At 72.2% G+C, this 21,860-nt stretch carries 17 protein-coding genes; 3 read left to right on the top strand and 14 right to left on the bottom strand.

Annotation, left to right across the window (positions count from 1 at the left end; all coding sequences use genetic code 11):
* The first annotated feature begins 111 nt into the window (after window positions 1-111).
* Window positions 112-648: a hypothetical protein gene (locus tag WME85_RS02950; protein WP_437835141.1), complete on the top strand. Its 537-nt coding sequence runs from the start codon at window positions 112-114 to the stop codon at window positions 646-648.
* Between the two features lie 218 nt (window positions 649-866).
* Entirely contained in the window at window positions 867-1,526 is a 660-nt protein-coding gene (locus WME85_RS02945) for a superoxide dismutase family protein (RefSeq protein ID WP_437835139.1), read from the top strand.
* A 122-nt stretch (window positions 1,527-1,648) separates the two neighbouring features.
* Here the strand turns inward: WME85_RS02945 and WME85_RS02940 are convergent, their stop codons facing one another.
* From WME85_RS02940 to WME85_RS02875, 14 genes are all read right to left on the bottom strand, one after another.
* A complete protein-coding gene (locus tag WME85_RS02940; RefSeq protein WP_437835137.1) occupies window positions 1,649-3,202 on the bottom strand; it encodes a serine/threonine protein kinase in 1,554 nt (517 codons plus the stop codon).
* A 626-nt stretch (window positions 3,203-3,828) separates the two neighbouring features.
* Window positions 3,829-4,755 (bottom strand): alpha/beta fold hydrolase, encoded by a 927-nt coding sequence (locus WME85_RS02935; protein WP_437835135.1) that lies wholly within the window; start codon window positions 4,753-4,755, stop codon window positions 3,829-3,831.
* A gap of 14 nt (window positions 4,756-4,769) precedes the next feature.
* Entirely contained in the window at window positions 4,770-5,078 is a 309-nt protein-coding gene (locus WME85_RS02930) for a hypothetical protein (RefSeq protein ID WP_437835133.1), read from the bottom strand.
* 229 nt (window positions 5,079-5,307) lie between these two features.
* The gene (locus tag WME85_RS02925) at window positions 5,308-6,954 is read right to left on the bottom strand and encodes a fumarate hydratase (RefSeq protein WP_437835131.1); all 1,647 of its coding nucleotides are present in this window, start codon (window positions 6,952-6,954) and stop codon (window positions 5,308-5,310) included.
* 100 nt (window positions 6,955-7,054) lie between these two features.
* Window positions 7,055-7,825 carry a thioesterase II family protein gene (locus tag WME85_RS02920; protein ID WP_437835129.1) on the bottom strand — a complete coding sequence of 257 codons (771 nt, stop codon included), beginning with the start codon at window positions 7,823-7,825 and terminating at the stop codon, window positions 7,055-7,057.
* A 43-nt stretch (window positions 7,826-7,868) separates the two neighbouring features.
* A complete protein-coding gene (locus WME85_RS02915) occupies window positions 7,869-8,822 on the bottom strand; it encodes a hypothetical protein (RefSeq protein WP_437835127.1) in 954 nt (317 codons plus the stop codon).
* Between the two features lie 261 nt (window positions 8,823-9,083).
* Complete coding sequence (locus WME85_RS02910) at window positions 9,084-10,289, bottom strand: substrate-binding domain-containing protein (protein WP_437835125.1); 1,206 nt, start codon at window positions 10,287-10,289, stop codon at window positions 9,084-9,086.
* A gap of 44 nt (window positions 10,290-10,333) precedes the next feature.
* Complete coding sequence (locus tag WME85_RS02905) at window positions 10,334-10,744, bottom strand: hypothetical protein (protein ID WP_437835123.1); 411 nt, start codon at window positions 10,742-10,744, stop codon at window positions 10,334-10,336.
* Window positions 10,745-10,755: 11 nt separating this feature from the next.
* Complete coding sequence (locus WME85_RS02900) at window positions 10,756-11,760, bottom strand: hypothetical protein (protein WP_437835121.1); 1,005 nt, start codon at window positions 11,758-11,760, stop codon at window positions 10,756-10,758.
* Window positions 11,757-13,478 carry a serine/threonine-protein kinase gene (locus WME85_RS02895; protein ID WP_437835119.1) on the bottom strand — a complete coding sequence of 574 codons (1,722 nt, stop codon included), beginning with the start codon at window positions 13,476-13,478 and terminating at the stop codon, window positions 11,757-11,759. Before WME85_RS02895 ends, WME85_RS02900 begins: the two co-directional genes overlap by 4 nt.
* Before the next feature lie 140 nt (window positions 13,479-13,618).
* Window positions 13,619-15,586 (bottom strand): 4-alpha-glucanotransferase, encoded by a 1,968-nt coding sequence (locus WME85_RS02890; protein ID WP_437835117.1) that lies wholly within the window; start codon window positions 15,584-15,586, stop codon window positions 13,619-13,621.
* A 111-nt stretch (window positions 15,587-15,697) separates the two neighbouring features.
* Entirely contained in the window at window positions 15,698-17,566 is a 1,869-nt protein-coding gene (locus WME85_RS02885) for an ATP-binding protein (protein ID WP_437835115.1), read from the bottom strand.
* Window positions 17,567-17,592: 26 nt separating this feature from the next.
* Window positions 17,593-18,903 (bottom strand): FIST signal transduction protein, encoded by a 1,311-nt coding sequence (locus WME85_RS02880; RefSeq protein ID WP_437835114.1) that lies wholly within the window; start codon window positions 18,901-18,903, stop codon window positions 17,593-17,595.
* 521 nt (window positions 18,904-19,424) lie between these two features.
* Complete coding sequence (locus tag WME85_RS02875) at window positions 19,425-20,504, bottom strand: hypothetical protein (RefSeq protein WP_437835112.1); 1,080 nt, start codon at window positions 20,502-20,504, stop codon at window positions 19,425-19,427.
* Window positions 20,505-20,534: 30 nt separating this feature from the next.
* On the opposite strand from WME85_RS02875, the gene WME85_RS02870 reads away from it, so the two are divergent.
* A complete protein-coding gene (locus WME85_RS02870; RefSeq protein ID WP_437835110.1) occupies window positions 20,535-21,779 on the top strand; it encodes a class I SAM-dependent rRNA methyltransferase in 1,245 nt (414 codons plus the stop codon).
* The last annotated feature ends 81 nt before the right edge of the window (window positions 21,780-21,860 follow it).

The following is a 21,860-nucleotide window of genomic DNA, read 5'->3' as shown; positions in this document are numbered from 1 at the left end:
GGCTGAGCCAGGCTGGCTGAGGAAGGCCGCTGGACGGAGCGGGAAGCGCCGTTATCCTGGAGCGCCGGAGGGGCGATGATCCGGCTGGAGCTCGCAGGCGCGCATACGCGGGTGCACTCGACGCTTTGCGGCGCCTGCCCGCAGGGGCCGACCGGCTGCTGCGCCAGCCCGCCAGGCGTCGAGTGGTCGGACATCGGGAGGATCGTGTCGCTGGGCGGCGCAAGCTGGCTGTTCGAGCAGATCGCGGCGGGCAGCCTGCGCCCTGGCCAGCGCGGCCTGCTCATCCTCCGCGTCGAGCCCCGCGGCAGCGACGGCCGAGCGCTGCCGAAGCGGTGCGCTTTCCACGGCCACGAGGGCTGCACCATCCCGCCGGAGCGGCGCGCGGCGACATGCAATTACTACGTCTGCGACGACGCCTTCGCGCACGGGGGCGAGCCTCGCGGCGCCCCTGAAGCGCTGGCCGGCCGCAAGGCGCACGACGCGCTCGTGGACTTCTACGGGAGCTGGGATCTCGAGCTCGCCGACCGCATTCGCGAGGGCTGGCCCGAAGGCCCTCCCTGGAATCGGGGTTTCCTCGACTGGCTCGGTCGCGAATACGAGCGCCTCGCGGTCAGGGCAGCGTCCGCCCGGGCGCTCAAGCATGGATAGCCTCGCGCGGTGCAGGCGAGGCACCGACGGCGCGCAGCAGGTCTATATTTTTCTGTCACCACCACAAACAATCGACCTATTTGACGCTCCGGGTGTGATTTTCGCGCCGAGCTCCTTGGACGCCCGCCGTGTTGGGACATACTCGTGCGCTCGATGGCTTGGCCGCGCCCAGCGAGCAAATGCGTGCTCGCTCGGATCGGGCCGAGGAAAGGAGACTTATGTCACGGTGGTTGAAGCTCTCGGTGCTCGCCCTTGGCGCAAGCGCGCTCTTGACGGCGTGCGGAGATGACGGCGAGACGTCCGCTGGCTCGAGCAGCACGAGCACCTCGTCGGCGAGCGGCTCAGGGACGGGCGGCGGTGATGCCTCGACGAGCGCGTCCACGTCGGGTGGCGGCGGTGACGGCGGCAGCGGCGGCGGTGATGGCGGCAGCGGCGGCGGTGATGGCGGCGGCGGCGGTGGTGACGGCGGCAGCGGCGGCGGCGCGTCCGCGCGCGCGGAGGCCGAGCTCGAGGGGGTGAACTCGAGCGAGCTGGCCGGGACTGCGGTCTTCGAGCAGAGCGGAGACGAGGTGACGCTCACCATCACGGTGTCTGGCTGCCCTGAAGGCGAGCACTCCGCGCATATCCACGAGAACAAGAGCTGCGGGAGCAACGCTGACGACGCGGGCGCCCACTGGATCCCCAACGGGGAGGGACTCGGCAGCTTCACGTGCGACGCGAGCGGCGCGGGCACGCACACGGTCATGCGCGGCACCGACGTCTGGACCGTCGGCGATGGCGCCAGCACCGACGTGACGCAGTTCGCGATCGTCGTTCACGCCGCGGCAGACCCGAGCGCGGGCGGCCGCATCGGCTGCGGCCTCATCGAGACGGAGTAGCCTCCGCCGGAGCTCCTCGGCTCCACCGTCCCAGCTTCTGGATGGTGGAGCCACGCTCCCGCGTCCGACGCCGGCGCTCGCGGCGTCTCGCTGGCCGCGTCGTCCTGGCTCGCACCGCGCAGCTATCGAGAAGCCGAGTCCTTCTTCGAGGGCATCGTCGTGATCTCCTGACGCCGGAGCGAGACAGTGCGCTCGACGACATCCGACTCGGAGAGCTGCAGAAAGAGCGACTCGTCGAAGCACCCGGCCCGCGACACGACGACGACCTGCATCCCCGTGGGCAGCTCGACGTTGAGCGGCGTCTTGCCGAGCTCCGTCCCGTTCCACGTCACGTTGGCGTCGGAGGGCTCGCTCTTGATCGTGACCTTGGCCTTCACGCCGGTGAACTCTGGAGCGGCCGAGGGCGCCGTGATGGGCGCCGGATCCGGGACCTGCGCCTGGCCGTCCCGCTGCGCACCCCCCTGGACCATGGCGACGGCCCCGGCGGCCAGCAGCGCAGCCGCGCCGAGCGCCGTGAAGAGGTACCCGCGCTGGCGCCAGGGCGAGACGCGGCCCACGGTCGCGCCCAGGCTGTCCGGATCGGCCGCCGGCTGCTCGTGCTGGCGCTGGCCAGGGCTGCTGTGGTCGCTGAGGACGGGGAGCGAGGCCGCGGTCGCGGAAGGCCACATCGAGCGGTTCATCCCCATGACCATCGAGGCGCGAGGGAACTCGCTGATCATCGAGGCGCGCTGGATATCGCCCGCGACGTCCAGCGAGGTCAGGTACTCGAACTGCGCGGTGACCTGCTGGCGGACGAGCGCCCGGCTCTCGGCGAACATCTCGAGCACGTACGCGCCGAGCTGCTCGTTGCGGACGTCCTCGCCCGAGACGAGCAGGTAGCTCTCCAGCGCGTCGCCCATCTCCTGCGCGGTGGCGAACCGTCGCGCCGGATCGCGCTGGAGAGCCGTCGCCACGATGTCGTCGAGCGCCGGGTCGATGTCCGGCACGACGGTGGAGAGCCGGGGGATGTCCCGCGTGAGCAGCTGGTGCATCACGGCGACATGATCGCCATCGAACAGCCGGCGCATCGCGAGGAGCTCCCAGAGCACGATGCCGATCGCGAAGACGTCAGCCCGCCGGTCGACGTCCTCGCTCGCCATCGCCTGCTCGGGCGCGGCGTACGCCATCTTGCCCTTGAAGGTTCCGCTCTCGGTGTGCGCGGCGTTGAGGGACGCCTTCGCGACCCCGAAATCGACGATCTTCACCGCGCCGTCGTACGTGACGAAGATGTTGTGCGGGGAGACGTCGCGGTGCACGATGCCGAGCAGCCGGCCGTCGAAATCCGTCAGCTCGTGCGCGTAGTGCAGCCCGCGCAGCGTCTCGGCGATGATCTTGACCCACGCCGCGCGCGTGAAGTTCGCGGCGCCGGGACAGCCGCTCACCACCGCCCTGACGATGTCCTTGAGCGGCTGGCCCTCCAGGTACTCCATCACGATGAAGTACCCGCCGCTCTCGCCGCCGATCTCGTAGGTCTGGATGACGTTCGGGTGGTTCAGCCGGGCCGATAGCTTGGCCTCGTCCAGGAACATCAGGACGTAGCGCGGGTCCTCCGCCATCCCGACGCGGAGGCACTTCACGACAACGAGCTTGTTGAACGACCCAGGCCCGCGGGAGACGGCGAGGAACACATCCGCCATTCCACCGCGGCCTAATTTTGCGACTAGGCGGTATCGACCAAGCAAGCTGTTACTCGCTTGCTTGTTCGTCGAGATGATTTGACCGCCTGCATTCACGACATCCCCCGCTATAAGAGCTTAATTACTCCGTTGACCTGAAGTTTGCAAAGACTTTTACGTTCGGAAACACTCGGGCTCACCGCGAGCGTGTGGCGCGTCGCTCCATCGTCCTGCCGTCGCGGCGCAGCATTCTGGCGCGCCGCTTCATTGCTGGCCGGAGGGCGGACCGGTCGAGGAAAAACGTTGGGGCCCTAACGAATTGCCTCGGACCTGGCCACCTGATCTGTGGCCACGCACACATGTGATCGCGTCAACGCACCAGTCGATCATCGGTCACAACGTCATTGTACACCGACAGCGCCACGAACGGTGGCGTGCGATGGGGCGCGCGACGTCGAGCCTGTGCTCCGCCGCGGACGCTCGCGAGCCCGCCCCCCCGCCAGCGATGGCGCCAATCAGTAATGGCGCCCACATGTTCGCTGATGCCGGCCACGCGGCCGAGAGCTCGACGTCCGCCCCGCGCGGCGCGCGACGCGCGACGCGGACGGAGCGCTGGCCTTGTCGCGCTGCAGGTGAGGCGTCTGTCTCTACCAGGGGTCCTGCGCCCAGAACCTGCGGACCACCTCGAGCGTGGCGTCGAGCTGCTCGAAGTGCGGGAGGCCGCGCGTCGGCGTGATGCGGGCGACCTCCACGCGCGCGTTCTGGTGCGTGAGGTCGTCGAGGCGGTCGAAGCGCGCGTGAGGGTCCTCGTCGTAGAGGACCAGGGTGGAGACGGGCAGGCGCGCATAGAGGCGCTCGAAGGCGTCCTCGGTGAAGAGGTCGCCGGCGATGAACGCGAGCGGGGCGCGGTGCGCGCCGGGCTCCTTCGAGGTGCCGATCGCGTAGTCGACCAGGCCGGGATCCGGGGCGCCGACGAAGCTCTTCTTCAGGAACCAGCGGATGCTCGGCGGCGTGGCGAGCACGCGATAGAGCGCCTCGGCGACGTGGGGGACGTGCGAGACGGCGCGGAGGAGGAAGCTCGCGCCGGGCGCCTGGCGGCCGAGCCCCGTGGGGGACACGAGCACGAGGCTGTGGACGAGGCTCATCTCCTCGCAGGCGACAGCGGCGGCGAACTCGGAGGAGAGCGACAGCGCGACAACGTCGGCGCCGCCCGACGCGCGCACCACGTCCGTGAGGAACCGGCGCACGGCGGCGCGGTAGAGCTCGCGGTCGTAGGTGCGATCGGCGCGCTCCGAGAGGCCGAACCCCGGGAGATCGAGGGCGTACACAGGCCGCTCCCGGCGGAGCGCATCGAACAGGGGAGCCATCTCCCGGGACGAGGCGGCCGCGTCGACGCCGTGAAGGAGCACCACGGGGCGCCCAGCAGCGCGCGTGTCGACATAGTAAGCGAGTCGCCCCGCGCTCCACGTGTCGACGTGGCGGACCTGCGCGTCCAGCGCCGGGGCGAGGGGCGCGCGCTCCGCTTTGCGGAGCACGTTCGGCACGAGCCGCTCGACGACCGAATCAAGGCTCATCGCGCGCGCCGCCATCACTTCTCCTCCAGCGGAGGCGTCATACCCTCGTCGTCCGCGCGCTCGATGTCGGCCATGCTCGCGGTCCTCGGAGCCGGTCGAGCGTCGACGCCGCCGCCGTCCGCCCGTCGATCCTGGCCAGGCTCGCGGCGACCCTCGCGCGCCGCCTGACCCGACGCCTCCTGCGCGGCGCGCACGAGCCGCTCCAGCCGCTCCTCGTCCATGTGGTGACGAGCCCCGTCCGGACCACCGTGCCGATCCTCGAAACGGTGGTGCCCGACATCAGGCTGGCCCTGGGGCACCGTGCGATCAGGTCGAACTGTCATGCTCAGCTCCTTTCACGCGAGCTCAAAAGCACGGACCGTGCCCCAGCGGATCGCAGCCCTGGGGACTTCCGGGGATGGATTATCGGGCTGAACAGGAGCACGGACGCCTCAAATGTGACGTTTTGCCTCGATGGCACTCCGTCCATTCGCTGCGTCCCACAGGTCACCTCCCGTGTCGGACATACGCACGCACGGGCTCTTCGAGCTGCATTTCAGGACGTGGTCGCGCTCACCCGGCGACGTCGAGCTTGCGGCCAGCGGGCTTGTTGATGTCGGCGAAGAAGTCGTTGCCCTTGTCGTCAACCACGATGAAGGCAGGGAAATCCTCGACCTCGATCTTCCAGACTGCCTCCATGCCGAGCTCGGGATACTCGAGCACCTCGACCTTCTTGATGCAGTCCTTGGCGAGGCGCGCGGCCGGGCCGCCGATCGAGCCCAGGTAGAAGCCGCCGTGCTTCTTGCACGCCGCGGTGACCGCGGGCGAGCGGTTGCCCTTGGCGAGCATCACGTAGCTGCCGCCGTTCGCCTGGAAGAGGTCGACATACGCGTCCATCCGGCCAGCCGTGGTGGGCCCGAACGAGCCGGACGCGTAGCCCGCCGGCGTCTTCGCAGGGCCCGCGTAGTAGACCATGAACTCCTGCATGTAGCTCGGCATGCCCTCGCCGCGGTCGAGGCGCTCCTTGATCTTCGCGTGCGCGATGTCGCGCGCGACGATCATCGGCCCGGTCAGCGAGAGCCGCGTCCGGATCGGGTACTTCGAGAGCTCGGCGCGGATCTCGCGCATCGGGCGGCGAAGATCGAGCTTCACCACCTCGCCCCCGAGATCCGCCTCCGTGGGGTCGGGCAGGTACTTCGCGGGATCCGCCTCGAGCTGCTCGAGGAAAATGCCCTCGCGCGTGATCTTGCCGAGCGCCTGCCGGTCCGCGGAGCAGGAGACGGCGATGCCCACGGGGCACGAGGCGCCGTGGCGCGGCAGCCGGATGACCCGCACGTCGTGGCAGAAGTACTTGCCCCCGAACTGGGCGCCGATCCCCGTCCGCTGCGCGAGCTCGAGGACCTTCTGCTCGAGGTCGCGGTCGCGGAAGCCGCGGCCGCGCGCGTTGCCCTCGGCCGGGAGCGTGTCGAGGTAACGCGCGGAGGCGAGCTTCGCGACCTTGAGCGTGTGCTCGGCCGAGGTGCCGCCGACGACGATGGCGAGGTGGTACGGCGGACACGCCGCCGTGCCGAGCGCGCGGATCTTGGCCTCGAGGAAGGAGAGCAGGCTGTCGGGGTTCAGGAGCGCCTTGGTCTCCTGGTAAAGATAGCTCTTGTTCGCGGAGCCGCCGCCCTTCGCCATGAAGAGGAGCTTGTAGGCGTCGCCGTCCGTCGCGAAGATCTCGATCTGCGCAGGGAGGTTGTCGTTCGTGTTGACCTCCTTGTACATGTCGAGCGGCGCGAGCTGCGAGTAGCGGAGGTTCTGCGCGCGGTAGGTCTCGAACACGCCGCGCGCGATCGCGGCCTCGTCGCCGCCGCCCGTGAAGACGAGCTGGCCCTTCTTGCCCATGACGATGGCCGTGCCGGTGTCCTGGCATGAAGGGAGCACGCCGCCCGCGGCGATGCTCGCGTTCTTGAGCAGCTCGAGGGCGACGAAGCGGTCGTTCGGCGAGGCCTCGGGGTCGCCGAGGATCCGCGAGAGCTGCGCGAGGTGACCGGGCCGGAGGAGGTGGGCGATGTCGCGCATCGCCTCGCGCGCGAGCAGGGTGAGCCCCTCCGGCTCGACCTTGAGGAAGGTCGAGCCGGCGGCCTCGAAGGTGGAGACATGGTCGCGGCTGACGAGGCGGTAAGGGGTCTCGTCGTGGCCGAGGGGCAGCATGTCCTGGTACTGGAAATCGGTCATCGTTCGGGTCTCCGGGGGCAGGGAGGCTGCGGGCCCCTCCTTCTTCGCATGGCTCCGGCGCCGGGCTCAACACGCCTCGACACACGCTCGGCGCCGGCCGTCACGCGGGGAGGTCGCGCTCGACGCCGTCGAGGAGGGCCGAGACCGACCGCAGGAGCGGCTCGCGGGCGCTCCGCACGAAGAAGTGCCCGCCGGGGAACATCTCGACCCGGAACGGCCCGCGCGTGAGCTCGCGCCAGGCCTCGAGGTCGGCGCGGCCCGCGCGCTCATCGTCGAGCCCGCCGAAGGCCGAGATCGGGCAGTCGAGCGGGGCGCCGGGCACGAACGGCTCGGCCTCGTTGACGGCCACGTCCGCGCGCAGGACGGGCAGGAAGAGCGCCAGGAGCTCCGGCTCGCTCAGCACCTCCTCGGGCGTGCCCCCCATGCGGCGGAGCCACGCCAGGAACTCGGCGTCGGACAGGCCGTGGAGCGGCGCAGCGGTGGGCAGGTGGGGCGCGCGCCGGCCCGAAACGAACAGGTGGCGCGGGAGCGGAGCGCCCCGGCGGCGCAGCTCGCGCGCGAGCTCGAAGCTCACCAGCGCGCCGAGGCTGTGGCCGTAGAAGGCGAACGGCTTCGTCAGCCAGCCCTCGAGCGCGGTCGCGAGGGCATGGACGAGCGGCGTGAGGCGGTCGAACGGCTGCTCGCTCATGCGCGCCTCCCGGCCGGGGAGCTTGATCGCGCAGAGCTCGGTGTGCGCGGGCAGCTCGCGCCACCAGGCGCTGTAGCTCAACGCGCCCCCGCCCGCATAGGGGAAGCAGAAGAGGCGAAGCCGGGAAGCGGGGTTCGGCCGCGGGCAGCCGACCCAGATGTCGGAGGTTGATCGCGTGATCATGAGGAGGCGCTCAGGGTAGCTCGACCCTGCCGCGCCCGCCTCCCTACCATTTGCTGCCGAGGGCCACGCGGATCGTCGCGACCTTGCCCCGGTCCAGGCCGAAGCCGAGGTCGTCGTCCAGCGCGACGAGGGCGCCGATGCGGGTGAAAGAGCCCTTCACGAGCGGCTCCCAGCCGAGGAACGGCTCCGCCGCCAGCTGGGCGGAGTTGCTGGAGGAGAGAGGGAACGCCGCCTGGAGGCGCATGCCGAAGCCAAAATTTCCGAACGGGCGAAACTCGATCTCGTTGCCCTGCTCGATGACGGACTTCGTGAAGTCCCCCTCCCGGGTCGGAACGAAGGCCTGAACCGCCACGTCGTGGGTGAGGAACAGCACCTTGCCGAAGTGGATCTCGGTCCCGACGCGCGCCCGGAGCGCCCAGTGCCCGAGCAGCACGCGCTGCGCATCGAAGTAGGCCCGCGCGGGGAAGTTCGCCACCGCCGCGACCTCGAGGCCCGCGCTCGGGTGCGGGTGGAGCGGGACCGTCACGCCGAAGCCGCCGAAGAGCGCGAAGTTGGGCAGCAGGTTGCCAGCGTAATGGAGGCCAAAGGTGGGATTGCCGAGCAAGAAATCGCTGTACTCGGCGGTGCTCCAGAATCGCTTTCCGAACAGGTCGGTGGACTGGGGGCCCGAGACGTTGCCGTAGATGAAGGGCATCTCCGCGTCGACGTGAAGACCCGCGAAGATCTTGTACTGCGCGGCGGCGGTGATGGTGATGCCGAGCCGATCGGAGTCCGTGACCTCGACCTCCTCCGGGCCCGCGCTCGCCTCCGCGATCTCCGTCTGGTACGACGAGCTGAGGACGTCGATCTCGAAGCCGAACCGGCCGCCCTGGCTCTTCGCCCAGCGCTCCTTCGTCTTGTCCGTGATGGGCTGCCGCGGCGGCTCCTGCGCCAGCGCGGGCGCGGCCAGGGAGAGCGTGAGGAACAGGGTGCCAAGAGACGCTTTGGTCGTGCTCACCTGGTGTCTCCCATCTCGTTCTCGACTCGCGCGCTGCGCGGGCGATTGACCACCTTGTCGCACTGTTGCCGCTGCACCGCCGCGCGATGAGGGACGCGCGCCGCGCGGGCGAGGCCCTTGGACCGCGGCGCTCGCTCGGATCAATGCAGCCCGAGCGCCCTGGATGCAAGCTTTTTGACCGCTGAGACCCTGCGACGCCGTGCGTCGGGCGGCCCCGCCGGAGAGCGCGCGCCCTCGAGGCCGCCGGCCCGGAGCGTCAGATCATTGCGGCTCGCAGTAGCCGAAGTTGCACTTCGGGGAGTGTGACGGGCAATCTCCGTCGCTGTCGCAACGATCGCAGTCGGCGCCACCGCCGGCGACCGCATCGAAGTAGCACCAGCACGAGCGCGTCGGCATGAACGACGCGAGCGGGCCCATCTCCTCGGTGCGCCGCACCCGCATGGCGCACTCGGGGACGACGTGGTGCTGCGCCTCCAGCTTGATGAGATCCAGCCCCGCGGGCGGCTGCTTCCTCCCGGTGAGGTAGTCGATCACCAGCGCTGCGCCGTCGCTCAACGGATCTCCCGTGTTGATGTTGACGTGCGTGAGGAAGTGGAGAGGCCCCCAGATCGCGTAATGGCCGTCCCTCACGTTGCGCTTGTCGCGCTTCAATGGATCGGAGTCGGGGTAATAGCCGCATTGCTGATCGTAGTGCTGGTACGCGAGCACCTTGAGCAGCGAGGAGCTCTCGCTCGCGACGTTGGCGCCGAGGACGCCGATCGTGCGCTCCTCGTCGGTCGAGAAGGCCACGAGGTTCCTCATGTCGTCGCTCGACGTCGCGGGGGCCCCTCGCCAGCGCGACGCCGGGACGCGGATCGCCGCCGCCATCATCTGCTGCGTGCCGGAGCCGGCGTTGCGCTGGAAGATGAACCGCTCGTCGGTCCACGGCGCCACGCCGGAGGCGGCGCCGAACCCGTACACGAAGTACGCGGCCTCGGCGCTGATCGACTCCTGCGTCGAGGCGTTGGGGACGACGAAGGTCATCGGCTGGATCGGACCGGCGAAGTCGCTCACCGTGCTCGAGGTCGTGAACGCGGGGTCGCACGTCGTCGCGAACACGTCGGACACCGCGATGTCGATCGGGCTCCCCTCCAGGTCGGCGTCGCAGAGGAGCTCCGTGTCGGCGTCCCAGTAGCTCAGGCCGGCGCCCGAGAGCGGCGCCCCCTCGAAGAACGCGGTGACCCCGGCGCACGAGCCCTGTCCCTGGTAGACGATGGAGAGGGGGGGAGTCGAGGCGCTGAGCACCTTGGCGAGCTCGGCGAGGAACGGCTTCACCGCGCTCGAGCCGGTGATGTGGACCGGGGAAGGCAGCGAGGAGCACGGCACGGCCGGCTGCGCGGCCGCTGTCGGGGCGACGGTCAGGGCGCCGAGCAGCGCCGCGGCGGGGAGCAGGGTCGGGCAGGACCGGGGTGTGCCATCGCGCTTCATCGTTGCGTCTCGTTGCGTCGCGTCGCGTTGATGGCGTGCGTGGGTCAGCGACCCCCGCCCGCCCCTGTCTCCGGCAAGGGGGGCAGCCCGCCGTCGCGGAGGTTCCCGAGCCGCCGGTTGTCGAAGGGCCGGCACGCCGCGTCGGTGCAGGCGTTGAGGAGCTGCTCGTTCGTCGTCGGCGTGCAGCCATGACAGCCGCCGCCGCCGTCGCACGCGCCCGTCGGTGCGCCGTCCGCGGGCACGCAGACGTGCGCGCCAGGGTCGCACCGGGCGCCGGGGAACCGCGCGCAGTCGGCGTCCGAGGCGCACTGCTCGTCGCGCTGCTCGACGAGCACGGAGCACGAGGCGAGCGCGGAGAGCGCGAGCGCGAGCGCCGCGCACAGGCGGGCGCGGAGCGCGCGCGGCGGCCCGATCGTGGTGCTCCGCGGCGGCGCTCCGAAGGACTGCTGGTGCATGGGGCGCGACCCTAGAAGGTGCAGAGGAGCCGGAGGGACGACGGAGCGATCGCGGCCCGGATCGACGGCGAGGAGGGGCGGGCTGCGCCGGCGCGCTCCGCGCCGCCGCCGCCGGCCACGGTGAGGTAGAGCGAGACGCCGCCGACGAGCACGGCGGCGCCCGCGAGCAGGTCGGCGGTGAGCGCGAGGGTCGCGGTCCTGGTCCGCTCGCGCTCGATCGCGCGCGCGTCGCCAGGGAACGCGCCGAGCGCCGCGCCAAGATCGCTGGAGGCGCCGAGCGCGAGGACGCCGGTGACCGCCGCGCCGGCGGCGAGGGCGCCGGTCGCGATCCAGGGCAGGACCGGCACGCGCAGCTCGCGGCGCGGGGATCGATCGAGCGGGGCGCCGGGCTGCTCCGGCGGCGACGCCGCGCCGGGGCGCGGGCCGGGGACGGCGGCTTGAAGCGGGGGCGCTCCGGGGATCTCGATCTGCAGCGCGACCTGATCGCCGCCGGCCACGTCGATGACCCGCGTGACGGCCGGGCGACCGGGCGCCGCGGCGACGATGCGCCGCCGGCCGGCGCTCATCAGCAGGGGCTCGGAGAGCGGCGTCCTGCCCGCCGCGACATCGTCGACGGCGATCTCGACATCGGGCACCGAGGTCGAGACCGCGACGGTGGCGACGCGGCCGCGCAGGACGGCGATGTCCCTCTGGACCTCGCCCCGCCGGTCGGCCGCGATCTGCGCGCCGCCGTCGGTCAGGTATCGCTCGAAGGCGCGCAGCGCGCAGGCGTAATCCCTGAGCTGGTAACACGCACCCGCGACGTTGTAGAGCACCTGATACGCAGGGGCGAGCGCGTAGGCACGGCGGAACTCCGTGAGCGCCGCGCCGTAATCGGCCTCCTTGTAGAGCTCGACGCCGCGCCGGAAGCGGGCGTCGGCCTCGGAGGTCCTGTCGTCGGGCTGGGCGAGCGCGCCGAGCGGGAAGACGAAGACGATCGCCGCGGCAGAGCGGGCGAGGGCTCTCGGGATCGTCATCGGGCGTAGGGGCTCTCGAGGTCGATGGCGCGCCCCGGCCTTGAGGCGCCAGAGGGCGGCGAGGGCGCGACAGCGGGCGGCGAGGGCGCGGTGAGGGCGGCGCTCGCCGGCGTGGTCCGCGCGGCCGGCGTGGTCCGCGCGACCGGCACGGGCTTTCCTGCGTGCGCGGCGTGCGCGCGCGCGTCGCGCTCCAGCGCGAGCCTCACGACGACATCGTTGTTCGCCGTGATCTTCTCCTCCTGCGCGAGGAAGCCGGGCGCCTCGGCGCGGACGACGTGCCCGCGCCCGTCCCTGGCGAGCTGGCCCTGGTAGGCGCCGCTCGACAGCGGCGCGCCGTCGAGGAACAGCCTCGCCTCCGCGGGCGAGACGCGGACCACGAGGCTGACCTCTTCCTGCTTCGAGGCGGGCGCCGCCGCCGGAGCGTCGGCGAGCGCCTCGATAGGGCCGACCGGCGCCGGGCGAGGCGGCCTCGGGCGCAGGACGCCGGCGGTGACGACGGCGGCGGCGAGGAGGAAGGTGATCGCGATCGCCGCCATCGCGCGGCTCGGGCGCGAGGCGCGCCCCTTCTGCCCGGTTGGCCCCGTGCTCTGCCCCGTGCCCGTCGAGCTCACCGGCGGCGGCACCGAGCTCGCGTCCGAGGGGCTGAACGCCGTGGGGGCCGTCAACGTCGGGGTCATCGACACCCGGCCGGTGCCGAGCTTCGGCAGGTCGGAGATCGTGACCTTCGAGTAGCTGCCGGACCAGCGCACGTCGCGCAGCTGCTCCTCGACGAGCTGCTTGATCCGCGCGCGTTCCTCCGCGAACCGGCTCGCGACGAACGCGCCGACCTCGCGCGCCGTCGCGCCCGGGTGATGCGCGCCGAGCCAGCGCTCGAGGTCCGCGTGCAGCTCGGCCGCCGTCGCGTAGCGGTCGCCGAGCGCGGGCGCGAGCGCCCGGCGGCAGATCCGCTCGAGCTCGGGATCGACGCCGGGCGCGGCCACCTTGACGTCCGGGAGCTCGCCCACGCCGAGCCGCCCGAGGATGGCGAGGTCGTTGTAGCCCTTCCACATGCGCCGCCCCGCGATCGACTCCCAGAGGATCACGCCGATGGAGAAGACGTCGGAGCGCCGGTCCACGCGCTCTGCTCGGGACTGCTCCGGCGACATGTACGCCACCTTGCCCTTGAGCATGCCGGTGCGCGTCTCCGATAGCGAGTCGGCCGCCTTGGCGATCCCGAAATCGACGACCTTGATGACGCCGTCATAGGTGACGAAGATGTTCTGCGGGCTCGCGTCGCGGTGGACCACGTGAATGGGCGTCCCGTCGAAATCGCGCAGCTCGTGCGCGTAATGGAGCCCCGCGAGCGCGTCGGTCAGGATCCGCACCTGGAGAGGGAGCGGCAGCTCGGCCAGCCCGACGCGGGAGCGGACCTGGCTGAGCGGCTGGCCGTCGAGGTACTCCATCGCGATGAAGAACCGCTCGGCGTCGTTCCCGACCTCGTACGTCTGCACGACGTTCGGGTGGTTGAGCCGGGCCGCGAGGCGCGCCTCGTCGAGGAACATGGCGAGGATATCGGCGTCGTCGCAGAGCTCGATCCGCGCCCTCTTCAGCACGACCAGCTTGTTGAAGCCAGCCGGCCCCTGGGCGACCGCGAGGCAGACGTCGGCCATCCCGCCCCTGCCAATCTCGGCAATGGGGCGGAACTTACGCCAACCTTGGGGGTCGCTGGGAACGCTCATTCGACCTAGGCCGGCTCGAGCCCCGGGGGGAAAGCCAGGCGCCAGGATGCGCTCAGCCTGTTACTTGCACGCAAACGCCGGGTGACGTTCGCGCGAAAGCCGCCGACCGAGGCGCGGGTTCATCCCGCTTTCTATGGCGCTCAGCGCTGGCCGCGCGCCGCGCCGGCCAGGCGCGAGAGCCGCGCGGCGAGGTCGCGGCGTTCCTCGGACTCCGCGCCTCCCCGGGCGCGGAGCGCGAGCGCGAGCACGCGCGGGAGGTCGAGGGCCGCGCCGCGCGCGCGCATCTCCGCGTAAGACCGCTCGTAGCCGCGCGGCACCCGCAGCGACCAGTTGTCGTCGCTCATCGTCCCGGGAGCGTTGTAGACCTCCTCCAACCCGAGCAGATCGGAGAAGAACACCATGACGTTCGCCGCCTGGCTCGCGAAGAGGTCGGCGAACTTGGCCTGCGCGAGCGCGCGCGGGTCGGACGCGAGCGCGCGCGCCATCTCGCCCTCCTCGGCCGGCGAGGGTGCGAGGCGCGAGGCCAGGTACGCCGCCTGCCGCTCCAGCGCGCCGGTCCGCTCCCACGCGCCGAGGAGCCTCCAGAGCGGCGGGGTGTCGTGGGTCCCCACCATGATCCAGTCGGACGGCGCGGCGTTCTCGCTGCGATAGACGTCCTTCGGGTTCGACAGGTCCGCCTTCTGCGTGACCCGGAAGCGCCCCAGCCCGTGCCGCTCGAGGACGGCCCTGAGCGGGAACGGGAGCGTGCTCAGGACCTCGCACACGATGTCGGTCGTCGCGCGCCCGCGCGCCTCGGCGCAGCCCGCGATCGTGTCGAAGATCACGCTGTAGCGCGCGATCTGCTCCGGAGACAGCGAGGAGACCCAGTCGTCGGCATACCGCGGCACGGCGCGGTTCAGCTGCCCGGGAGGCACGACGGCGTAGCGGGCGAGCAGCGGGTGGTCCGGCAGGTCGGGCGACGAGAAGAGCCGCGCCCCGCCCTGCACGGCGCGGAGCGGATCGGGGGCGTCGGCGGCGTAGACCCACGGGCAGACGAGGCCGTGCGGGTGATCGAGGCGCACGCCGTCGAACTCGTCGAACATCTTGTCCATCCGCGCCCGCACGAGCGCGAGCGCGCCAGACGAGGCGTCCGTGTACTGCGCCGGATCCAGGACAGGGTAGTTCCACACCTGGCCTTCCGGGTTGGTCCGGCTCGGCGGCGCGCCCATGAGATAACCCTTCAGGAAGACCGATTGATGGGCCCAGGCATCCTGAGGCGAATACCCGATCTGCAGGTCGCCGTAGAGCTTCAGCCCGAGCTCGGCGGTCACGCCCCGGAGCGCCGCGTGCTGCTCGTGCGCGAGGAGCTGGCAGAAGGCGTAGAGCTCGACGCCATCGCGGTACCGCTCGAGGAGCTCTCTCCTGCGCTCCTCGCAGGCGACCACCTCGCCTGGGCCGGGCGCGAAGAGGCGGCGATCCAGCTCCGGCTCGCCAGACCAGCCGTGAAACCAGCCGCTCCGGTGCTCCTCGCAGAGGGGGCCATACAGAGCATCGCGCTCGATCCACGCGGCGTTCCGCTTCCTGAACGCGTCGAGGCGGGCGGCGAGGCCCTCGAGGTCGCCGCGCCGCCGCCTGTCGGTGAACGACGCGAACGCCTCCCGCAGCGCGGCGCGCTGCGCGCGGTACGCATAGCCGTGCAGCGCGCGACCCTCGCGGCCGCCGGGCTTGCCGGCGACGATCTTCGTCACCGACTCGGGACGGAGGAGCGCGCCCCACGGGCCGTCCTCGGCCAGCCGCGCGAGCGCGATCGAGAGCGTGCTCCGCGAGAAGATGGTGCCGTCGTACGGGGACGCGTTGTCGGCCGACGTCTCCCCCTGAGGCCCGAGCTGGATGCCGTTGAAGCCGAGATCGCGCGCGAACCGGAGGAACCTGCGGCCCCCCTCGGTGTAAGGAGACCCGCGCCCGGTGTCCTCCGCGTCCTCGGACGGAAAGCTCGGATCGTGGATCGCGAGCACCAGGTTGCGGATGCCCAGCAGCTGCAATGCGGCCCTGACGAGCTCCCGCTCGTCGTCCTCTCCGCGAGCCTGAGCCGGCGCCGCGGTGCCCCTGTCGTTCCCGACGTCGTTCATCGCGGTAGGTATAGCGATGAAGGGATCGGCCCGCCAAGACGCGAAAAGAGAGGACAATTCTGCCTCAGTGAGGTGACTACACCTCTTTACGGGGAGCCCCGACGGCCCTTGTCAGGCCCCGAGGCGCGTGCCCGCCGCGACTCCCGAGGTCGTGCCCGCGGCCTCCGCCAGCGGGAGCGTGAAGAAGAAGGTGCTCCCCTCCCCAACCTTGCTCTCGACCCAGATGCGCCCGCCGTGGACCTCGACGAGCGCCTTCGCGATCGAGAGGCCGAGCCCCGTGCCCTTGTGGGCGGTCTCCTTCGCCTGCCAGTAACGCTCGAAGATCCTCGCCCGCTGATCCTCCGGGATGCCCGGGCCCGTGTCGCGCACCGAGAGCAGCACCTCCCGGCCCCACGGCGCGGCGCGGAGCGCGACCTCGCCGCCCGCGGGCGTGAACTTGATCGCGTTGCCGACGAGGTTGGCGATGACCTGCAGGACCCGCTCGCGGTCGCAGAGCGCCCGGTCGACGCCGAGCTCGACGCCCTGCTCGAGGCGCAGCGACTTCTCCGCGGCCTCCTCCCGCAGGAGCTCGATGGCGTCGCTCAGCAGGCCGGCGACGTCGTGCGGCACCGGCTGGATCCGGATGTGGCCGCCGTCGAGCTTCGCCAGGTCGAGCAGGTCGCGGATGAGGCGGTTCATGCGATCGGCCGACTTCTGGATGCGCTCGACAGGGCGCCGCAGCTCGGCCGCCTCCTCCGAGCTCGGCAGCTTCCGGCGCAGGAGGCTCGTGTTCATGACGATCGTCGCGAGCGGGCTCTTGAGATCGTGCGACACCACCGCCACGAGCTCCTCCCGCGCGCGGATCGCCCGCTGCGCGCTCTCGTAGAGCCGGGCGTTGTCGATCGCCAGCGCGGCCCTGCGCCCGAGCTCCTCGGCGAGCGCGCGGTCCTCGGCGCCGTACAGCAGATCGTCGCGGCCCGACGCGATGGTGAGCACGCCGAGCATCGTGCCGCGGGTGACGAGCGGCACGGCGATGTAGCGCCGGAGGCCGAGCTCCTTGAGGAGCGCCTCGCTGGCGGACACGGGCGGCTCGCTGTCGTGCGCGTCCGGCGACCGCGGCGAGGCGGGGGCGCCGGCGACCTCGCAGAGCACCGCCTCGCCCGTCTCCAGCACGCGCGCGACGCCGGCCGGAAGGACCGAGTCCATCGGCGTCTGGCCCTGCAAGAGGCGCGCGAGCTCGCTCTTCTGAGGGTCGGCGTGGACGACGACCGCGCGCCGGAGCATCGCCTCGCGCTCCATCATGTCGACCATGCACCAGTCCGCGACGAACGGGACCGGCAGGCGCGCGACGCGCACCAGGGTCGCCTCGTAGTTCAGCGAGCTGGAGAGCAGACGGCTCGCCTCCGAGAGGAACGCCGCGCGGCGCTGCGCCGCCTCCGCGGCCGCGCGCCCCGCCTCCGCGGCGGCGAGGTGCCGCGCCCGCTCGCGCTCGTTCTCGAGCATGCGGGCGTAGAGCAGCCGGTGCACGAGCGCCGTGCGGAAGGTCCCCGCGAGCCGGCGCATCATGCCCCGGTACCGGGGCGCGAACGGCGGCTCGCCCTCGAAGCAGAGGATGAGGCTGGAAGCGCCGCTGTCGCCCTGCCCCTCCAGCGAGAAGTGCCAGGTCGCGAGCCCGGGCCGCGCGAGCTCGGGGTACGGCAGGTGGAGGCCCTCCCCCTCGCCCGGCGAGGCGCCCGCCTCGGGCGGGGACCGCGGGGGGATGGGCAGCGCGCGCGAGCTCGCCGACAGCCCCGCGGCGTCGAGGAGCCGAGGGGCGCACGGCGTCGGCTCGACGAGCACGAGCACCGCGACGCAGCTCAGCCGCTCGGCGAGGCGCTCGAGGAAGAGCGCCATCGACTGGCGTGGGTCGAAGAGGTCGAGCGCTGCGACCGTGAGCTCCTGGAGGACGCTGAGGAGCGCCAGCCGCTCCTCCTGGATCTCGAGATCTTCGTCGCTCGCCATGGGCAGGGCTCCAGCCGCTCCGGCGCTCAGGCCCCCAGCGCGAGCACGACAGCGGTCTTGTTGTGGAACTGCGGCACCCCGCGGCCGAGCGCGCCCACCTCGCCGAAGGTCAGACAGCCCATCACCGGGACGCTCTGGCCGAGCTCGTGCTCGAACGTCGTCAGCTCGTCGTGCACCGTGTCGCCGAGCATCATGCACCGCGAGATGCAGTCGAACACGAACGCGCCGGCGATCGGCCCGGCCACCGCGTCGCGCGCGGTGGTCGCGGCCTCGCGCGCGGCGCTGACGAGGCCGATGGGGTCGCCCTCCATGACGCGGATGAGGCACCCGTCCGGCACCTCGCCGACGCAGTAGAGCCCGCCCGGCGTGACCACGCGCAGCGGGTCGCGGATGACGTGCTCGCCGTCGGCCTGCGGGATGCCGAGCGGGTGGGTCATCGCGAAGGTCGCGAAGCCGTCGAGGTTCACCTGGTCTCCCCTGGCGCGCGCGGTGCGCTGGTAGACCGAGAAGGCCCCCTCGAACTCGAGCTCCGCGACGACCGTGCCCTCGGCGCGGGTGACCATCGTCGGCGGGCCGTAGGGCCGGAAGCCGTGGCCGATGCCGGTGGCCATGCGGGCGGGCGAGTCGATCGCGACGACGACGACGCTGTCCGAGTAGGCGCGGCCGCCCGCGAACTGCGCGGTGCGCATGAAGCGGAGGTTGTCGCCCGCGCCGCCGCCGGCCCAGACGACGCCCGTCCCGCCGACCTCGACCGCGCCGCGGACGACGTCGGCCGCGTTGCCCGTGAGCGCGTCCGGCAGCACGATGAGCGCGCGGCTCCACCCCGCCGCGACGGACGAGGGGAACCCCTCGAGCGCGCGCGAGGCGGCGAGCACGCCGGCGCGCCGCCCGTCCTGGCTCACCGGCTGCGCGACGCCGACGCCGACGCGCACGGCCTCCGAGGAGACGAGCCCCACGACGAGCCCCTGCCGGAGCAGCCGGCTGCCCGCGAAGACGCCCGCCGTGCAGCACCCCGCCCACGGGACGCCGGGCAGTTCGCTGGTCATCGCCGCGGCGAGCGCGTCGGCGTCATACTGATCCGTCGACAGGACGAGCGCGAAGGCGGGGCGCGCCGGTCCGGGCGGCGAGGCCGATGTGGGCGGCGAGGCCGATGCGGGCGGCGAGGCCGATACGGGCGGCGAGGCCGATACGGGCGGCGAGGCCGATACGGGCGGCGAGGAAACGTGCTCGGAGCGCGCCGATTGCGCCGACTCACGGAGCGCCGCCGCCACGGACTCCGCGGCAGCCTTCCTCGGATCGGCCGTGGAGCTCGCCCCGACAAACACCTGTGTAGTCATATCCTCTTTCCCCCCTCAGAATTCAGGCACTCGCGTTATACTGGAGATTCGCCCGCTCGTCACGGCGCGTGATCTCCTGTCTTGTCGTCCGTACGGGGCGCTCCCTACCGTAGAGCGAATTACGAATTTCCCCGACCGGCGCTCCGCGGCGAAAAGCCGGACAGAGCCGCGGCGGGGCCGCGAAGAGGAGACCTGCGGAGGAGAGAGAGACGCCCGAGCCCGAGGGCGCAGAATCCTTATCCTTCAATAAGATAACGTGCGCTGCAAGCTCGCCTGGAACGGCGGGCCGCGCGCTCGAGGCGATCGCGTCGAGCGCGAAGGGGCCATGAGGGTGGCGCGCAGCTCGCCGGACGGCGCGATGCACCCACGGGCAACCCAGGATCCTACGGGCTCGCGATGGAGCGTTCATGCCCAAGGCGGAATCACAGCGAGTCGCCGGGCGCGGCCGGTCGAGGCGTGGCGGCGGGCCTGACGAACGACGCCAGCGCGGAGCTCCGCCGCCCATGGACGTTCAGGCAGGATCAGGGATCCGCCAACAACAACGTGTATGTCAGAGGGTGCCAGAACCCGCCGTCTTCCGTCCCTGGAGCAGCCCCGACGGCGACGAGCACGAACCCCAGTCCATTGGTGACAGCGGTCGCCGGCACGTCGCTGTTCGCCAGGATCTCCCGCATCGGCACGGAGGACGTCCGCTGGAGATCGGCGGGGGCGTAGGTCTCGACGGTGGCCTCCTCGAGCGCGCCGAGGTTGTCCCGCGCGAGCCCGGTGAACGGCGGGAACGGCGCGAGCGCCCCGTACGAGAGGTCGTGCGCGAGGAACACCCCGCCCGCCGCCTCGATCCCGGGCGTGAGGTGCACGTCGACCACCGGCGTCGCCGCGCTCGCGTGCGCTACCTGCAGCGCGACCCTCTCGAAGGTCGTGCGCCGCGACATGGCGGCCGCCACGAGGCCGGCGGTCGGCGTGTCGATCGTGTAGGCGTCGCCGCAGCCCTGCTTCTCGTCGGCGTGGGTGTGCCCCTCGCCGCCGGCGCAGCCGGTGGCGACGAGGAGCAGGCTCTTCTCCTCGGCGAACACCGGCGCCGGCACGACGGGGAGCGCCGCGGCCACGATCGGGGCGGCGGGCTCCGCCGCGAGCGCGAGGATCTCGGCGCAGTCGAGCCCCTCGGTCGCGCCGAGGTCGCCGGCGACGACGTGCGCGCGCACGCTCGCCCCCTCGGGGATCGCCGCGTCGAGCGGCTCGATCACCCGGGCCCGGGCGAACGCGAGGCCCGCGGCCGCGCTCGGCCAGGGGGCGACGCCGGCGCCGGTGCCGTCGGGGTAGGCGAGGAAGCAGAAGCGGACCGCGTCGTGATCGGCGACGCCGTTCACCACCGTGAGCTTCGTCGGCCCCGGCGGCTCGACGACGTCGCCGCCGCCAGCGCCCGAGCTGGCGGCGCTGCTCGAGGTGGCGCCCGGACCGCCGCCAGCGCCGGACGTGCTCGTCGCGCCCGGCGGGTCCCTGCCGAGGAGATCGTGGTCCTGCGTGCAGCCGGCTTCGACGAGCGCGGCGAGCGACGTCGCCGCGAGGCAGGCCGATCCGAGCGAACGAACACGGTGCAGCACGCTGCGAGCTTACCGTGCTAGGCGGGGTCGATGCGGGTCCATCTCACCACGACAGCCGCCGCCGCCGTCCGCCGCGGCCACCCGTGGGTGTACCGCGACGGCATCGCGGGCGGCGGGAACGCGGCCCAGCGCGGCGAGCGCAGGCGCGGCGAGCGCGCGCGCGGCGAGCCTGCGCGCGGCGGCGTGGCCGCGTCGGGCGACGTGGTCGAGCTGTCGGCCGAGGGCGCGGCGTTCCTCGGGCGAGGGCTCTGGGACGCCGAGTCGGCGATCGCCGTCCGCGTCTTCCAGCGCACGCAGGCGCCGCAGCTCGACGAGCGCGCCCTCGCGGAGCGGCTCGAGCGCGCCTTCGCCCTGCGCGACGGCTGGTTCGCCGGCCGCGACACGACCGCCTACCGCCTGTGCAACGGCGAGGGGGACCGGGTGCCCTCGCTCGTCATCGATCGGTACGACCGCGCCGCCGTGGTCCGCCTCGACGGCGGGATGCTCGCGCCGTGGCTCGATCGCCTGCTCCCGCACCTCGCGCGCGCGCTCGGCGCCCGCGGCGTGCGCTCGATCGGCCTGCGCGCTCCGGCGGGGGGAGCCGACGCGGAGGGGAAGAAGCTCGCGCACCTGCACGGGCCGCCGCTGCCGGATCGCCTCTTCGTGAGGGAGACCGGGGTGGCGATGGAGGTCGACCTCGCGCGCGGCCAGAAGACGGGGGCGTTCCTCGACCAGCGCGACAACCGCGCCCGCGTGCGCGCGCTCGCGGCCGGGCGCCGGCGCGTCCTGAACCTGTTCAGCTACGCGGGGGGCTTCTCGGTGGCCGCGGCGCTCGGCGGCGCGGGCCGGGTCACGTCGGTCGACTCGGCGTCGGCCGCGCACGCGTCCGCGCAGCGCACGTTCCGGGAGAACGGCGTGGATCCGGCGGCGCACGAGTTCGTGACCGCGGACGCGTTCGACTTCCTCGAGAAGGCGCACGCGCGCGGCGACCGCTACGACCTCGTCATATGCGATCCGCCGAGCTTCGCGCCGAGCGAGCGCGCGAAGCCGCGCGCGCTCGGCGCCTACCGGCGGCTGCACACGGCGGTCGCGCGCGTGCTCGAGCGCGGCGGCGTGCTGTGCGCGGCGTCGTGCTCGAGCCACATCACGGCGGAGGACTTCCTGGCCACGCTGGACGACGCCACCCTGGAGCGGGACGACCTCCGGGTCCGGGCGGTCCACGGGCAGCCGGAGGACCACCCGACGCTGCCGGCGTGGTGGGAGGGGCGGTACCTCAAGTTCGTGGTGCTGGAGTGAGGCGCTGACGCGCCCACGGGACGCGCGCCGCGGTCAGGGGCACGCGTCCGGGACATTCTGCTCCTCCCGGGACAAGCACCG

The organism is Sorangium sp. So ce1153 (assembly GCF_051521595.1).
GTDB lineage: Bacteria > Myxococcota_A > Polyangia > Polyangiales > Polyangiaceae > Sorangium.
Note: the sequence above shows the minus strand (reverse complement) of the source record. Positions and strands in the feature narration are given on the sequence as shown.

Coding starts and splice junctions, on each gene's coding strand:
- WME85_RS02910 (WP_437835125.1), bottom strand. CDS start 10,289: ATGAAGCGCGATGGCACACCCCGGTCCTGCCCGACCCTGCTCCCCGCC.
- WME85_RS02900 (WP_437835121.1), bottom strand. CDS start 11,760: ATGACGATCCCGAGAGCCCTCGCCCGCTCTGCCGCGGCGATCGTCTTC.
- WME85_RS02885 (WP_437835115.1), bottom strand. CDS start 17,566: ATGGCGAGCGACGAAGATCTCGAGATCCAGGAGGAGCGGCTGGCGCTC.
- WME85_RS02905 (WP_437835123.1), bottom strand. CDS start 10,744: ATGCACCAGCAGTCCTTCGGAGCGCCGCCGCGGAGCACCACGATCGGG.
- WME85_RS02940 (WP_437835137.1), bottom strand. CDS start 3,202: ATGGCGGATGTGTTCCTCGCCGTCTCCCGCGGGCCTGGGTCGTTCAAC.
- WME85_RS02920 (WP_437835129.1), bottom strand. CDS start 7,825: ATGATCACGCGATCAACCTCCGACATCTGGGTCGGCTGCCCGCGGCCG.
- WME85_RS02925 (WP_437835131.1), bottom strand. CDS start 6,954: ATGACCGATTTCCAGTACCAGGACATGCTGCCCCTCGGCCACGACGAG.
- WME85_RS02945 (WP_437835139.1), top strand. CDS start 867: ATGTCACGGTGGTTGAAGCTCTCGGTGCTCGCCCTTGGCGCAAGCGCG.
- WME85_RS02930 (WP_437835133.1), bottom strand. CDS start 5,078: ATGACAGTTCGACCTGATCGCACGGTGCCCCAGGGCCAGCCTGATGTC.
- WME85_RS02895 (WP_437835119.1), bottom strand. CDS start 13,478: ATGAGCGTTCCCAGCGACCCCCAAGGTTGGCGTAAGTTCCGCCCCATT.
- WME85_RS02935 (WP_437835135.1), bottom strand. CDS start 4,755: ATGAGCCTTGATTCGGTCGTCGAGCGGCTCGTGCCGAACGTGCTCCGC.
- WME85_RS02870 (WP_437835110.1), top strand. CDS start 20,535: ATGCGGGTCCATCTCACCACGACAGCCGCCGCCGCCGTCCGCCGCGGC.
- WME85_RS02890 (WP_437835117.1), bottom strand. CDS start 15,586: ATGAACGACGTCGGGAACGACAGGGGCACCGCGGCGCCGGCTCAGGCT.
- WME85_RS02880 (WP_437835114.1), bottom strand. CDS start 18,903: ATGACTACACAGGTGTTTGTCGGGGCGAGCTCCACGGCCGATCCGAGG.